This is a genomic window from Micromonospora sp. DSM 45708 (assembly GCF_039566955.1).
Lineage (GTDB): Bacteria > Actinomycetota > Actinomycetes > Mycobacteriales > Micromonosporaceae > Micromonospora.
In genome coordinates, this window is sequence record NZ_CP154796.1 from 1,837,292 (window position 1) to 1,851,421 (window position 14,130).

Consider the following 14,130-nt stretch of genomic DNA (forward strand, 5'->3'; position numbering starts at 1 on the left):
ATCCTCTGACTTTTCGGAGACTTCGCCACGCGGGACCGCCGCCGGGTTGAGCGCGGTGGCCGTGTGAGCGAAACGGCGGGGCTCTATGAGGGGCCCCGCCATTTCGCGGCGTCTTGTGTTACCTGAGTTCCCAGGTTCCGCTGGCGATGTCTTCGCTTCCGCTGCAGTACGCGATGGAGAACCCAGTGTTGGCGTCCTTCCACGTGCCGTAGGTCGTCCGGTAGTTGGTGTCACCCGAGTAGCAGCGCGCCTTGGCGCGATACTGCCCAGTGCCCTGGAAGCAGACGACCGACCAGGTGTTGAACCCGTTGATGTCGTACGAGCCCTGGCAGTTCGAGGGCTTGGCTTGGGCGGGCGTAGCGACGGCCAGAGCCAGGGCGCCGCCAACTACGACGGCCTGCAGGGCCGCCCTCATCTTGATCTTCATCGCAATAGATCCTTTCCCCGTATGGATTTCCTCATGGAGATTTACTGGCCGCGGTCACGGCCATTCCGAGTGTTGCGGAATGGCAGATCCGTCCGCAATGGAATGATCTGCGGTCACGAGTTGACAATGCCAATTAGTTGTGGCCGCATCGCTCACCTATAGTAATTTGCGCCGGGCGCCACTAGCTAATAATAAATTTAGCAGCGAACCCAGGCGCGGAAGGCTGCCGAGGGGCCAAGCGGGGGGAGTAACGAAGGCGTACCGCACAAATGAGTCGTTACCCTCCCGGCCATAGGGAACCGAGATGCAGGAGCCGTCCCCGGCATTCGCGACATCGATCTTGACCCTGTCAGTTCCAGTACCGCCGGAGCAGTTATACCAGGTGCCATAGATGGTTTTTGGATCGGGAGCACCGTACGATCCTCCTGTTCCTCCGTCACTCCGCCCCGAGCAAGGGTTTGGCTCCGCACTCGCTGGTACAGCAAGCAGGCCGAGTCAAAGGGTCACGCCGGCGCCAACTGCCGCAGTTCGGCCTATTGTGCGGGAATGTTCGAGCATGTGATGCCTCCCGTGTTGGGGTGAACGCCCTCCATCTACAGTTCAGTAAGAAAGCGATATCGTCAATGCAATGACGTTGACGACGGATGCCGGGATGTTGACGATGGATGCCAGGACCAGATCCGTGTCCCGACCCGGCGGCGTCGGCCGGCCGCGGAAGCGACCCGACTCGCTCACCGACGCAGCATCACCGATCCCACGGACCTGGCCTACTACCTGTGCTTCGGCCCGGCCGGGACGCCCGACGAGGACCTGATCCGCATCGCCGGGACCCGGTGGGCGATCGAGGAGTGCGTCCAGACCGCCAAGACCGAGGTCGGACCGGATCATTACCAGGTGCGTCGGTACGACGCCTGGTGCCGGCACATAACCCACATCCCGGTGTTCCAGCCACAGCCGCAGCGACTTCGACTGGCCGTAGGCCTCGTCCATGGTCACCCACCCCACCGGCACCCCGGCGTCGAAGGCTCGGGCCAGCATCGCCTGGGCCATCTGCACCTTCGTGGCGAACTCGACGTCGTCCGGGATCCCGGCGGCTCGGCACCGGTCCCGGTCATCGGTCCACGACGCCGGAAGGTAGAGCTGCCGATCGACCAGCGCGTGACACTTCGACGAGCGGTAAGCCAGGAACGTCCCGACCTGGCAGTTCTCCGTCCGGCCAGCGGTGCCGGAATACTGCCGCTGCACCCCGGCCGACCGGGTGCCCTTCTTCAGGAACCCGGTGTCGTCAACGATCAACACACCAGTCGGGTCGCCAAGGTGCTCGACCACGTAGCCCCGCACGTCGTCACGCACCGCATCGACGTCCCAGCCCGCCCACCGCAACAGCCTCTGCATCCCGTCCAGCGACCCATCACCGGCCTGCTCAGCAGAGCCCAGCCGTTCTTACGGCCCAGACCCGAGACCAGCCCGCACAGGTACTGACGCGCACGCCGCCGCGGCTCAGAACGGCGAAACCGAGGCCCGATCCGCGCATGCAACCGGTCCAACTCGCCATGCCACTGATCGACATCAATGTCCGTCACAGCCAGACCAACGAACACGAGCCGAAGGCGATTCGCCTACTGCCGTTGCAGTATTAACGCTGGTAGTGAGGCGAGTAGCTCCTCGTCGGTGATGTGGTAGACGAACGCATCCCCGTCGGTAACGGGAGTAACGGCGGTATGGGCGACGAGGTGTTACCGGTAGCCCAGTCTGACGCTGGCGGCGGCCTCGACCGAACCGGAGAAGTCTGCCGGCCGGCGGCGGTGCCGGCCGGGACAGCAGCCGGCAGCCGGGCAGGCTGCATCAGCGGGAACGACGTGTCTTCGAGGGCGAGGCTGGCGACTCAGGCCGTGCCCCGCGCGGTGTCGAGCCGGGCTGTCACAGGAACGCGCCGACGCGCGGCGTCGCGCCGTCCCAGCGGAAGATCGCGGCGTACAGCGCGCGGCGGGCGGTGCTGGGCAGCGAACCGTCTGCCTGCTGTCGGCACGGCGCGGTGCCGGCGCAGATCCATCCGTGCAGGAAGATCCGCTGCTCGTCGTCGACCAACGCGGGGACGAGGTCGGCGCCGCCCGGGCCGCAGATCCCGGTGCCGCCGGTGGTGAGCAGCGGGCGCTCCGTCCTGCCGTGGAAGTCCCACCGGTCGGTGGAGGTGAGATAGACGGTGGCGTAGCTGCAGTTCTGGTAGCCGTACCGGGAGGCGAACAGCACGAATGTGGAGCCGCGTTGGCGCAGCACCGGGTTCTCGATGATCCCGTCGCTGCGGACCAGTTCGCGGCTGATGGTGCCGACCCCGCGGGTGCCGGTGTCGTCGACCCGCAGCATCCGGATCGACGAGGGTGTCTGCTGCGTCTTGTAGAGCACGAACCGGTGGCCGTCGGCGTCCTCGAAGGGCGACGGGTCGATCACGCCGGCGGCGGCGACCGGCCGTCCGGGCACCGCGTCGTCGGCGTCGTGCGCGCCACCCGGGCAGATCAGGGGCGCGGCGCCGACCGGGGTGTACGACCCGGTGGCGGTGTCGGCGGTGGCGGCGCCGATGCACCGCTGCCCGTCCTTGCCCTTGGCCGGCGCCGAGTAGTAGAGCACCCACCCGGTGGCGGTATGGACCGCGTCCGGCGCCCACACCGCGCCGCTCTCGGCCCAGTCGGGCACCGAACCGAGCACCGCGCCCAGGTCGCTCCACGGCCCCGACGCGGTGTCAGCCCGGTACGCCGGGGCACGGCCACCGGTGGCGAACACGACGAAGGCGTCGCCCTGTCTGACCACTCCGGGATCGGCGATCCCGCCGGCCGGCGCGTACACCGGTTGCGGGGTGGCGGCCGCGGCGGGTGCGGCGGCGACGCCTACCGCGACCATCGCCGCCAGGACGGCGGCCAGGAACGGGCGTCGGGTCCCTCGTGGACGCATGGGTCTCCTCGGCGCGACAGCGGTGCGGCGGGTGGTGTCGGTGGGCACGGCCGAGCGTGCCGGTAGCACCGCCGTCTGTCAACAATTGCCATTCAGTTCGGCCAATGTGGTGCTAATGTGCAGCTGCGGTAGCCGAGCTGCCCGGCCGGCGGCGATCCGGGCGATCCCCCCATCCGAGCCGCGACGCGCCGGTCCGCACCCCTCGGGAAGGGATTGCCCCATGCAACACAGAAGACGGTGGTCGGCACGCCGCGCGGGCGCCCTCGTCGGCACGGCCGTGCTGCTGGTGAGCCTGGTGCCGGCGGCTCCCGCCGCCGCCGCGAACGCCACCTTCAGGGCGGCGACGCTGAACATCCTCTACGAGCTCAACCAGGCCCAGTTCACCCAGGACCTGCAACTGATCACGTCCCGGGCGGACCTGGTCGGCCTCAACGAGGTGGGCAACCGCCGGGCGTTCCTGCAGGACTGGGCCGCCGCGAACGGCTGGTGGCTGTACGCGCCCGAGCCGACCCAGGCGGCCAACGAGGCGCTGCTGGCCCGCAAGAGCATGTTCGACCTGCTCGACAAGGGGTCGAACTTCGTGTGCGACACCAACGGACCGGGCGAGGTGCCACCGGCCCGGTACAACAACTGGGTCCGCTACCGGCACAAGCTGACCGGGCGCAGCGTCTTCCACCTCAACGCGCACGCCAACGCCAGCATCGAGAGCGGCGGGCGGCCCGAGGACCTGCCGCGTACCCGCTGCGCCGAGCAGCAGTTCCAGGCTCTCAAGGACCTGGCGGCCAGCAAGAAGGACGCCGGCCAGGTCATCGTCAGCGGTGACCTCAACGTCGACTTCAGCGCCGACCGCGCCTACGGGTACGCGAAGTTCCCGTGGCAGGTCTTCGAAGCCAACGAACTGCCCAACCTGCGGTCCTGCTACAACCTCTACGGAGAGAAGGGGACCGGGACGCACGGCAACCGGCACATCGACTACATCTACTTCTGGAAGCGTGTCGAGGAATACCGCGAGATGTGGATGACCGACTATGCCATCGTGGGCGGCACCAATTCCGACCACAACGGGGTGGTCGCCACCTTCAGCATCGCGCCGTGATCCCCGGGGGCGGTGTCCCGACGAGCCCGCGGTCGTGACCGGGACCGGCGTCGTGGTCGCCGACCCGGCTCAGGGCCGGGCGGGTCAGCCCAGCGCGAGCGGCAGTCGTCCGGCCAGCCGGCCGAGTGCGACTTGCTCCGCGTCGGTCGACGGTGGCCACGGGCCGGGTCGGCTTGCGGTCGGCGAGGAACACCGGTCCGCGAGCGCGGCCGGCGAGTAGCCGGGGCAGCAGCATGGCGGCGCTGGTCTGCCAGAACACCCACTGCAGTGGTGTCGCCGCGGGCGCACGAGCTGGCCGGCATTCTGCCGCTCCGCTCGGTCCACGCCGTGGCAGCAGCGGCACGACAGCCAACCGCGAGCAGAACAAGGCGATCCGAGAATGGGCCAAACGAGCCGGTTCCTCCTCCACCCCTGCCCGTTGCTGAGGGTGTGCCGGCGTTGTCGAATACGTACTCGGGCTGGCAGTCACTCGCCGATGATGTGGTCAGGCAGCGCTGCTGGGATCATAAGCTGTCGGCGGCAGTGAAGGCGGCCTACCGTGCAGCAGCCACTCGCGGTGAGGTCCTGACTCCGCCTTACGGGCCGACGGCGTCCGCTCATGCCGAGAGATCAGTGCGCGTCATCAGACCCGTGAGAGGCATCCACGCGCGCGATGCTTTAGGCTGCGCGATTTGGTGATCGTCAGCTACGGGGCTTGGCTCGACCGGCGGGTGACTCTGCGGAGGCTAGGGCCACTGGCGGAGGATCGATACAGGCGTTCCAGACGGGGACCGGAAATGACTGCTGAACGAAAATTCGCTGACGCCAAAACCTTGACCCCAGTGATGCGGGAGGTCTTCGGCACTGACCGCCGCATCGCCGCCGTCGACCGCCTACTCAATGGCACCAAGAAGGGTGTCTACCGCATCATGCTGGACGACGCCACGAGCGTGATCGTCTACGCCTGGAATGCCGATGAGGACTACTGGGACGGGCTTCTCCCGGATGGCCACGACGACCCGTCGAACCCGTTCGCTCACACCTCGGGTATCGACTTCTTCGAGGGTGCCACCCGTCGACTGGAATCGGTCGGAGTTCGTTCGCCGCGGCTGTTGCTCGCCGACCGAAGCAAGGACTTCTACCCGGCCGACATCGCCGTCGCTGAGGACGTCCGCGGCGGAACGCTGGAGGCGCTGCTGGAACGCGACCCGGACGCAGGCCGGCATACGCTCGCGCAGCTCTCGGACATGCTTCGGCGTATGCATGCCTACCGCGCGCCGGCGTTCGGGCGGGTCGCGTGGATCGACAGCGGAGGAGCACCGCCGGACAGGACCTGCGAGCAGGCCTACCTGGAACGCGCGCTGGTGAACATTGCCACCGCCGTGCCCCGCGATGCCCGCGCGGCCGAAGGTGAGGCAATGCTGGAGGGGAAGCTCCGCACTCTGCACGCCGCACTCGGCCCGCGCGCAGAACACGGCGTGGTCCACGGTGAACTCTGCGCGGAACACACGCTCGTCGGGCTGGACGGGGAGCCCGTCATCATCGACATCGAGGGCCTGATGTACACCGACATCGAAGTAGACCACTGCTGGATGCGGATGCGCTTCGGCCCGCACTACGAGGCGCTCCGCAACCCGGACCTCGACCCGCAGCGTGTCAAGTACTACCAGTACGTCAGCCATCTAGACCTGGTCGGCGGCCCGTTCCGTATCGCCGAGGGCGACTTCCCGAACCGGGAGTGGATGCTCGACGTTGCGGACTTCCACCTCCAGAAGGCGCTCGCCTACGAGACATGAGTCGGCCGTGGGCGGAGCGCGTCCGGGCCAGTCGGTGGCCTACGGGTACGGTTTCAGGGTGCTTGTCGGTGCTGCGCGACCGTTGATTTTTGTCGATGTTGACGGTGTGCTCATTCCGTTCCGGGCTCGGTCGCCGGGCGCACGCCGTTTCGGCAGCGGGGTAGGTGACGCTGTTGATGGCTTTGGCAATCCGCTGCTGGATCGGCTTGATCCAGTTGACGGCGGGCGTCTGCTCGCTCTGCCGGGCGAGTTGGTCTGGGCGAGCACGTGGATGGCGGAGGCGAACGAGGTCGTCGCGCCGCGGCTTGGCCTTCCGGTGCTTGCGGTCGTGGACTGGTCTGACGACGACGAGGAGCTGGGGCGCGATGTGCATTGGAAGACTGTGCACCTGGCGCGGTGGGCGGCCGGACGTGCGTTCGTCTGGCTCGATGATGAGATCACGGACGCCGATCGGCCTTGGGTTGCCGCCCACTACTCGCAGCCGGAACATCGCCGACTTGGGCGAGGAGCACGGCCACCGGGTCCTACGGGTGCGCGGCAAGGGCGGCAAGGTCGTGCTCGTCCCGCTGCCACCCGCGGTCGCCCGAGCCATCGACCGGGCCGTCGATGAGCGCACCAGCGGGCCGCTCCTGCGCAATATCCATGGTGGGCGGATGGACCGACACGCCGCCACTCGTCGGCTCAAGCACCTGGCCCACATCGCGGGGATCCGGATGCCGAGGATGCACCCCCACATGCTGCGCCACACGTTGGTGACCACCATGCTCGACGCCGGCGTCAGCCTGCTCGACGTGCAGATCGCCGCTCGTCACGCCGACCCGCGTACCACCATGCGCTACGACCGAGCCCGCAAGAACCTCGACCGGCACCCCAACTACATCCTCGCCGCCTACATGGCCTCCGGGACGTGGCCAGCGCTAGCGGCTTTGCCGAGATACGTGCATCTGATCATGCTTGGTCGAGAGTTGTTGATCTGCAAGTGCGGGCGCGTTCGGCAGGTCGAGGAGGCCGCTGGCGGGGCTCAATCTTCATCGGCGGCTCCAGGCGCCGTTCGGGTTTCGGTCGGCCCGCTCGCCTGATTGTGGTTTGGCGACCGCCGCGGCCGGATGTGCATTGATCGCCCCAGAATGTGTCTCGGTCGGCGCCCGGATTGACAGGCGTCGTGTGTTAGCGGTTGACGGCGAGCTCTACCTTGGATGCCATCGACTCTCCCAATACTTCCGCTGGAGTGCTGATGTCGTTGCCCGCTGGACAGGGATCTCGGGCGTCGGGCCTACGGGCGTTCGTGGCCGCGATTCTTGCCGTCGTTGGCGTGATCAGCTGCATCCTCGGCTTCGTTCACAGCTTGCGGGATGTAGAGCGGTTCTCCGCCGAGATTGGGGACTGCGTAGCCGGGGCGGCGGTAGAGGACACGCGCATCGTCGCCTGTGACGATCCGACTGCGCGCAGGCGAGTGGTGTACCGCGAGATAAGGCCGAGCCCGGTGACAGAGGAAGTCCTCAATGAGACGTGCTCCGGCTCTCCGGCAGCCGACGACGTCCTCTGGAAGACTTTCGAGGACGGCCAAGTGCTGATCCTGTGCCTCGAAACCTTGAGACCATAACCCGTCCAAGTGATCACCTCGCTCGCCTCTGGAGCCACCAGGGCGGGCCAACGCCTGCCCTTTCTGGCTGACTCAGTCTGATCACATGCCGCTGTTCGCCGTATCCTCACCAGGTGGCAGAGGCCGACGTTACAGATGGTGTCATCGATCGGCTGCTTTCAGCGCTGGCTGCGCAACTTGCCCTGTCGGAGGGGCAGGCTCTGTCCGGCGGCGCGGCCGAGGCGCTCGCCGATCTGAGCAGAGCCGAGGCCGAGCACATTTTCGGCCAAGCCGGCCATCTCGTCCACTACGGCGCAGACACTGAACCGCTGGAGTCCCTCATACACGCGATCTCGGCCGTCCTCCGCACCGAGACCCCGGCAGACGCTCCGTTCAAGCCGGGCGACGAGGTCCGACTCCTGGGCGCACTGCCGGAAGCTCTCTCCAAATACGACGAGACGTGGCTCCGGCAGATCAGCTTCACCGTGCGCTACGCCGGCCGAGGCCTGATGGTCGACGTGCAGTCGGATCTGACCGAGGATTACATAGTCGCGACTGTGCCTGCGGCTGCGGTCGAACGCATCCCGAGGTAGCCGACGCCGCATCCGCTCATGCCGCTGATCAGACGTCACAATGGGTAAGGACCGCAGCGTCGAGCCGTCCGGTCGTGTCGAGGAGAGTGCGCCGACCTGGACGTCGCTACGCTGCTGCATGTGAGCTACGACCTGTACTTCTGGCCGTCCGGGGCAGCAGAGAATTCCCGGAGGTTGGCTGATCGGCTCGCGGACGGGAAGGCCGACGGTCTTGTGCCGGATAAGCGCGTCCTGGCTTTCCGCGCCGAGCTGCTACGCCGCTGGCCGGACCTTGCCGACATGATCGCTCCGTGGCATCACGATCTGAGTTGGCGGCAGCCATGGGGCCGCACCGACCTCGCCGATCGATTCGTCGGAGTGACCCTGCCCTACCGCTGGGAAGACACCAGCGCACTCCCTGTACTGGCCGTTGCGTATGGGCTCGACTCGTACGACCCGCAGTTGGAGAAGCTGGCGTCGCCCGGGTCGCTGCCACAGAAAAGGGGAGTTCGCGACGACGTGGCGAGGGTCGAGGGATGGGTGACCGAGGAACACGTCGTGCAGTTGCTTCGGCGAATCAGCGCCTACATCGGCTACGCGTATGACGATCTGGACGAGGCAGCACTGACCGGCGCGTTCGGTGACACGAACGACGAAGGAGGCGACGGCTGGTTCGAGTACCCGCTGGCAGGCAGGCCCACGCTGGTAATCCGGCTGGCGCAGTCACCGGGTAGCGCAGTGGCCAGTGTCCGCGTCGAGGGCGCCATGGATCTGCTGCTGGCCACACGGATAGAGACGCTGCTGGACCTGCTATAGCGACTCCTAGAGCAACAAGCCGTGCGGCGTCCGGATCTGCCGCGAGGCGCGCGCTGACAGGACGAGTTATGGGCAGGATTGGCTACGAGTCCTGAACGAGGAAACACCCGTGCCGGCCGTCGGTGGAGATGAACGCGAACGCCACCGGTGCGGCGCCGAGGTTGAGGTAAAACGGCTTCCAGTTCGTCTCGAGGCGCAGTAGGGGTCGCCACGGCCCGCTCGTGGGCCAGTCGTGCTCGTTGAGCATCAGCGCCGTCCCGCCGATCTTGTCCTGGTCCAGTGCCTGGAAGTAGCGGTCCCGTTCGTCTGGCGGCAGCGCCATGTAGGCGTCGTACGGCAGGTGCTCGGGGTCCTCACCGCGGATCAGCTCGACGGTGTACTCCGCTGGCGACCCATCGCGGTGGTAGAGCGTTGGGCCGCTGGTCAGTGGGCTGGTCGGCCCGTCGAAGACGCCGCCGGGCTGGATGATGACGGCGTTCTCGCCACCGTCGGGCAAGATGACGTCCGGGTCGAAGTCCTCCACGTCGCTGCCGTGGTCGCCATGGGTGACGAACACGTAGGCCAGCCGCCCCGGGCCGGCACCGGCGAACTCGGGCTCCAACGCGATCTGGCAGACGAACCGCATCGGGGTGCCCCAGCCTTGGCTCACCGGCCACTGCGATCCGGTGAGCCAGACGGGCTGACCGCCGAACTTGGTGACCGGCTCGGTCACCGGCGCCTTGGCTTGGTGATAGTTCGCGATCCGCCGTACGGCAGCCATGGCGGCGACGGTAGCAGACAGCCCCAACACCCGGCCCGCAGCCAATCATGGCAGCGCTGGTCGCGTGAGGGCAGGTCGACAGCGACGATGGCCGGTAGGTACACCATCGACCTCGACCTGTTCCTGGCCGTATCGTCCACGTGCGTCGGCGCTCACTGTTATCGATGTGGCAACGAAGGCGGACGTTGGACGCGGTTGAGCATTGCTGTCAAGTCGCGGCTGGCGGTTCGTGCGGCCTGGAGGGATCATCGCCTCTCGACGTGCCCGACCTGGACCTGCCCAACAAGGGGACCCGAGGGGTTCGGCCAGGAGAGCGGCGAGTGGCGGGCTGGCTTCGAGCGGGAGCGCGAGGAGTGGGAGCGGGAGTACGCCGAGGCCCACGACCGCTGGGAGGCCCACGACCACTCGGAGCCCACGGCCGCTGGGAGGCCCACGGCAGGCAGGTCCTCGCCAGCCGTGCCGTGGGCCTGTGACCCGAGCGTCAGTAGGTGTTGTTCGCCGTGGTCAGCCGGGTCTCGCCAGCCGGCAGCGCCGGGCAGCCCGCGGCGCCGGCCCAGGTCGCGCCCGCCGGGTAGAGGTACCAGGTCGGCAGGTTGGCGCTGCTGCCGATCAGGTACGTGCCGAGGTCGTTGTTGGTGAACCGGTTGTGGTACGACGAGCATTCGCCCGCGTCCACGTTGACCTCCTCCAGGTAGTGCGCGGACGGCGGCGTCGACGAGCGCGGGAAGCCGTTCGCCCCGAACACGTTGGCGTCGAAGGTGTTGAAGTCGCTGCCGTCCCGTAGCTTGACTGGATCGCTGCTGACCCCGGTCACGTTGTTGCCGGTGAACGTGTTGTGCGAGCTCTTGTGCGTGATGTAGATGGCGTGGATGTAGCTGTTCTCACTGTTGCGCAGGTTCACGAAGTGGTTGTTGGCTATCCGGTTGCCCGACGACTCGGTGAGCACGATCCCGCCGTACCCGCACCGCGGCCAGTCCGCGTCACCGCAGATGCCACCGGTGTACGCATTGCCCAGCGAGGTGAGGACCATGCCGAACACGGTGTTGCCGTCCAGGCCGCGCGCCGACGGCAGGCCCGGCCCGGAGGACGGGTGGTATCCGCCGCCACAGGACCCGGCCGATCCGTCCAGCGAGATGCCGCCGCTCGAGTAGTACTGCGCCTGCAGGTAGTAGAACCGCAGGCCGGAGGTGCCACCGGCGTTGAGCGCCCCGCCAGCGCAGGCGTAGAACCAGTAGCCGTCGATGTACCGATTGGAGCCGCTGGCCCGCGCGTTCTGGAACACCGGCCGCGCGGCGATCGAGTCGGCGCCCTCGCCGATCTCGTAGTCGTCCGGCATGAACGAGATCGTGTGCCCCGGCCGGTACGTCTGCCAGATCGTCTGCTGGGCCACGTAGGTGCCGGCGTGGATGCGAACCTCGACGTCCTGGTCGGAGGGGCCGGCCGCGACGAGCTGCTCGACGCGCTCGAGCGTTCTCACCGCGGCGGCCGGGGTGTCACCCGCGGCCGAGTCCGATCCGGACGCGTTCATGTAGATGGTCTGGGTGCCCGCGGCGGCGGCCGGCGTGGCGGGCAGGAGGGCGGTCAGGCTGAGTGCGGCGGCGGCCACGGCGAACCGCCCCGCCTTCCGCACGTTGTCTCGAGACATGGACTGAGACTATGACCCGGCCGCGCCGGCGCAGCCCCGCCACGAGAGGCGCCGCATCCTCTTCTGCCGCTGACACAGCGTGGCATTTGTGAGTTGGCCCGGAGGACAACCGGGTCGCGGTAGCACATCGGGAACACCGGAGCTCGTCGGTCGCTGACCGGGCGTCGGCCATAGCTCCAAGGGCGCTCGGGCCGGCAGCCTGTCGATCGGTTGCCGACAACCTGCAGGACCCGGCTGTCCCGGTTCGACGGCAGCAGCCCTGTGACGAGCCCGGCATCGGGGGAGCAGGTTGGGAGCAACGGGGTGCACTGAACGGCACTCAACCGCATCGAACGGCACCCACTGGCGCGCAACTGCACCCACCCCTGTCTGCGGCTTCGCGATTTTGCAGGTCAGAGTGGGTGCGGCGTCCTGTTTCACACCTGAGCGCTCAGCAGTTGTGCACAACAGTAGACAGTAATCTATGCCGCCTGGTGGGGGAGTGTGTGCAGGTCAGGGCCGTAAGAAGCCGCTGGATGGCCTGGCCTTACAAGTGGAGCAGGTTGGGTGGAAGTCGGCGAAGTGGTCTCTGCGCACGAAGTGCTCGCCGGCGCCGGGCAAGGTCCAAAGGATCTGAGCGGTGATGTGGTCGGGCGGTTCGGTGTGACCTCCCAGAGCAGACCGAAGTGGTCAGCGCTGCTGAAGCGACGGCTATGGGCGGCTGGGGATTCGGGGTCGACGGCTGGAGTCGGCCGGCGACCGAGCGAGATGATCTATTGCCATCTATGTATTCGGCTGTCTGTCGGTCTGGCGTCGTCCTGAGTTCCGGAAGATCGATCCCACTGGCAACGGCCTGACCAAGGACTTCTGCTCGGTGACCACTTCGGCGCGCCCGAAAGCGGTCAGTGTCGCGGCTCCGCTTCACAGGCCGGCGACGTCCGCACGTGCCGATGGAAGCGCACCTGGTCTTGTTGTCGGGAAGGGCAGTGTGTTGCCTGATGACCGGCGTGGACGGTAGCGGCGGATGGGGCGCAACCTGGGTTCGGCGACCACGCTTGTCAGGTGACTTTGGCGTCGAGTGGGTCGGCCGCTTCCTCGAGTGTGGTTGCGAATGCGTCTGGCGGGATCCTGGCGACGAAGACCCTCCCGAGGTCTTCCGGGAAGGGATGGGTCGGCCGCCAGAACGCGAAGACGATCACGAGATCGCCGTCCATCCAGGCGTACCGTGACACGTTGCCTCGGACTGGCCGACGCCGACCTTGCCGCGGTGCGTAGGTGGCTCGAAAAGCGTGGAGCGACCGGTTGGTCAGCTGCGCGGATCTGCCGCGCCCCGCGCGTCACGGAACGTAGCCAGTTGACGCCCGGGTGAGGCATCCGGACGTGCCGAATGCAGGGCATCCATCACGTCGTCCGGTCACGCCGGTGCTCCGTCTGGCACCTGACGCAGGCAAGATTGACCGATGGTGATCGTAAGACGGTTCGACAACGCCGATGCCCTTGCCGTGGCGGGCCTCATCGAACGCTGCCTACGTGAGGTCAACAGTCATGACTATCCGAGCGAGGTGATCGAGCGGATGTGCGAACACTTCACCGAACATCGCATCAAGGAACTCGCCACACAACGGCAGATGTTCGTCGCCGACGAAAGTGGGATCATCGGCACCGTCTCCCGTGACGGCAACAAGGTCTACACCATGTTCGTGCACCCCCGGGCCGCCGGTCACGGCATAGGACGGCTCCTCATGCGCCACATCGAGGCGCTGGCCCTGATCGACGGCTACGACCACAATGGAAACCGGCGCGAGTATCACAGCGCACGACTTCTACCGCCGGCTTGGCTACATAGACGTCCGCTCCACTGAGACAGACTTTGGCTTCAACTACGTCCTGCGCCGCGATCTGCCCTGAGGGGAACGGCCACCAAGCCCGACGGTGGGTACGCGCTCATGCCGCTCGGCGAGCGCGGAGGGCAGCTCAGTCGAACCAGTTGAAGAGCAGGTCACCGAGCCGGCTCGGTTGGTGGTAGGCGACATCCTGGCGTTCCTCTTCGGTAAGTAGATACAGGTGTCGGTCTTCAAGCGGCTGATTCAGCTCCGCCGTGGTGGCCAGCCGCAGCGCTGCGCGGCGGTAGATCTCCCCGCCGGGGACGTCAACGAACATCGCGTTGACCATGTGGGGATCTTGTCGTTCAGCTCCAGCGACCAGGAACGCCGCAGCGTTGAAGAGGATGCTCAAGGGCCTGCCATCACGAAGTCGCACACCGAGCCGGTAGTGGTTTCGGCCGGTCGTCGGCTCCTCGACCGAGGTTGTGACCACACCGCCGACTGCCCTGGTGCTGGCGTACACCATGGCCAGCCAGGTGGCACTGGCCGCCTGATCGGGGTGCGGTTTGGTCACTCGCGCCTGGAGCAGTTGGGTGATTTCCACGCAGGGATCATCCGGCATTCCGGCGTAGAAGGCGCCATCTCAGGAACGGACGCCCCCACGCTGTGTTGGGGCCAGCCCTCGTGCACGCATCTGCCGCCACCCGTG

The 14,130-nt window shown here is 67.0% G+C and carries 13 protein-coding genes and 2 pseudogenes; 8 read left to right on the forward strand and 7 right to left on the reverse strand.

Translation table 11 applies throughout. From position 1 onward, the window contains the following. Nucleotides 1-118 precede the first annotated feature (118 nt). The 3 genes and pseudogenes from VKK44_RS08580 to VKK44_RS08595 all read right to left on the reverse strand — a co-directional run bounded on the left by VKK44_RS08580 (nt 119) and on the right by VKK44_RS08595 (nt 3,373). Nucleotides 119-427 (reverse strand): hypothetical protein, encoded by a 309-nt coding sequence (locus VKK44_RS08580; RefSeq protein WP_343446311.1) that lies wholly within the window; start codon nt 425-427, stop codon nt 119-121. Between the two features lie 915 nt (nt 428-1,342). Next, nucleotides 1,343-2,001, reverse strand: a pseudogene (locus VKK44_RS08590) (IS701 family transposase); the annotation flags it as partial. Between the two features lie 346 nt (nt 2,002-2,347). Further along, on the reverse strand, nt 2,348-3,373 hold the full coding sequence (locus VKK44_RS08595) for a family 43 glycosylhydrolase (RefSeq protein WP_343446312.1): 1,026 nt from the start codon (nt 3,371-3,373) through the stop codon (nt 2,348-2,350). Between the two features lie 220 nt (nt 3,374-3,593). Here VKK44_RS08595 and VKK44_RS08600 point away from each other — a divergent pair, with 220 nt between their 5' ends. From VKK44_RS08600 to VKK44_RS08630, 7 genes and pseudogenes are all read left to right on the forward strand, one after another. Next, nucleotides 3,594-4,469 (forward strand): endonuclease/exonuclease/phosphatase family protein, encoded by an 876-nt coding sequence (locus VKK44_RS08600; RefSeq protein WP_343446313.1) that lies wholly within the window; start codon nt 3,594-3,596, stop codon nt 4,467-4,469. 776 nt (nt 4,470-5,245) lie between these two features. Next, a complete protein-coding gene (locus VKK44_RS08605; RefSeq protein WP_343446314.1) occupies nt 5,246-6,244 on the forward strand; it encodes a phosphotransferase in 999 nt (332 codons plus the stop codon). An 82-nt stretch (nt 6,245-6,326) separates the two neighbouring features. After that, nucleotides 6,327-6,719, forward strand: a pseudogene (locus tag VKK44_RS08610) (HAD domain-containing protein); the annotation flags it as partial. 22 nt (nt 6,720-6,741) lie between these two features. Continuing rightward, the gene (locus tag VKK44_RS08615; protein ID WP_343446315.1) at nt 6,742-7,323 is read left to right on the forward strand and encodes a tyrosine-type recombinase/integrase; all 582 of its coding nucleotides are present in this window, start codon (nt 6,742-6,744) and stop codon (nt 7,321-7,323) included. A gap of 233 nt (nt 7,324-7,556) precedes the next feature. Beyond that, complete coding sequence (locus VKK44_RS08620) at nt 7,557-7,847, forward strand: LppU/SCO3897 family protein (RefSeq protein ID WP_343446316.1); 291 nt, start codon at nt 7,557-7,559, stop codon at nt 7,845-7,847. Between the two features lie 113 nt (nt 7,848-7,960). Then, nucleotides 7,961-8,419, forward strand: a complete 459-nt coding sequence (locus VKK44_RS08625; RefSeq protein WP_343446317.1) for a hypothetical protein — start codon at nt 7,961-7,963, stop codon at nt 8,417-8,419. A 120-nt stretch (nt 8,420-8,539) separates the two neighbouring features. Then, nucleotides 8,540-9,214 (forward strand): hypothetical protein, encoded by a 675-nt coding sequence (locus VKK44_RS08630; RefSeq protein ID WP_343446318.1) that lies wholly within the window; start codon nt 8,540-8,542, stop codon nt 9,212-9,214. Nucleotides 9,215-9,296: 82 nt separating this feature from the next. Here VKK44_RS08630 and VKK44_RS08635 read toward each other — a convergent pair whose 3' ends face one another. The 3 genes from VKK44_RS08635 to VKK44_RS08645 all read right to left on the reverse strand — a co-directional run bounded on the left by VKK44_RS08635 (nt 9,297) and on the right by VKK44_RS08645 (nt 12,812). Continuing rightward, the gene (locus VKK44_RS08635) at nt 9,297-9,974 is read right to left on the reverse strand and encodes a YwqG family protein (RefSeq protein WP_343446319.1); all 678 of its coding nucleotides are present in this window, start codon (nt 9,972-9,974) and stop codon (nt 9,297-9,299) included. A gap of 481 nt (nt 9,975-10,455) precedes the next feature. Further along, entirely contained in the window at nt 10,456-11,619 is a 1,164-nt protein-coding gene (locus VKK44_RS08640; protein ID WP_343446320.1) for a right-handed parallel beta-helix repeat-containing protein, read from the reverse strand. Nucleotides 11,620-12,656: 1,037 nt separating this feature from the next. Beyond that, nucleotides 12,657-12,812, reverse strand: a complete 156-nt coding sequence (locus tag VKK44_RS08645) for a hypothetical protein (RefSeq protein ID WP_343446321.1) — start codon at nt 12,810-12,812, stop codon at nt 12,657-12,659. A 246-nt stretch (nt 12,813-13,058) separates the two neighbouring features. On the opposite strand from VKK44_RS08645, the gene VKK44_RS08650 reads away from it, so the two are divergent. Then, a complete protein-coding gene (locus VKK44_RS08650; RefSeq protein WP_343446322.1) occupies nt 13,059-13,460 on the forward strand; it encodes a GNAT family N-acetyltransferase in 402 nt (133 codons plus the stop codon). Between the two features lie 112 nt (nt 13,461-13,572). On the opposite strand, the gene VKK44_RS08655 is transcribed toward VKK44_RS08650, so the two are convergent. Next, nucleotides 13,573-14,025, reverse strand: a complete 453-nt coding sequence (locus VKK44_RS08655; RefSeq protein WP_343446323.1) for a hypothetical protein — start codon at nt 14,023-14,025, stop codon at nt 13,573-13,575. Nucleotides 14,026-14,130 lie beyond the last annotated feature (105 nt).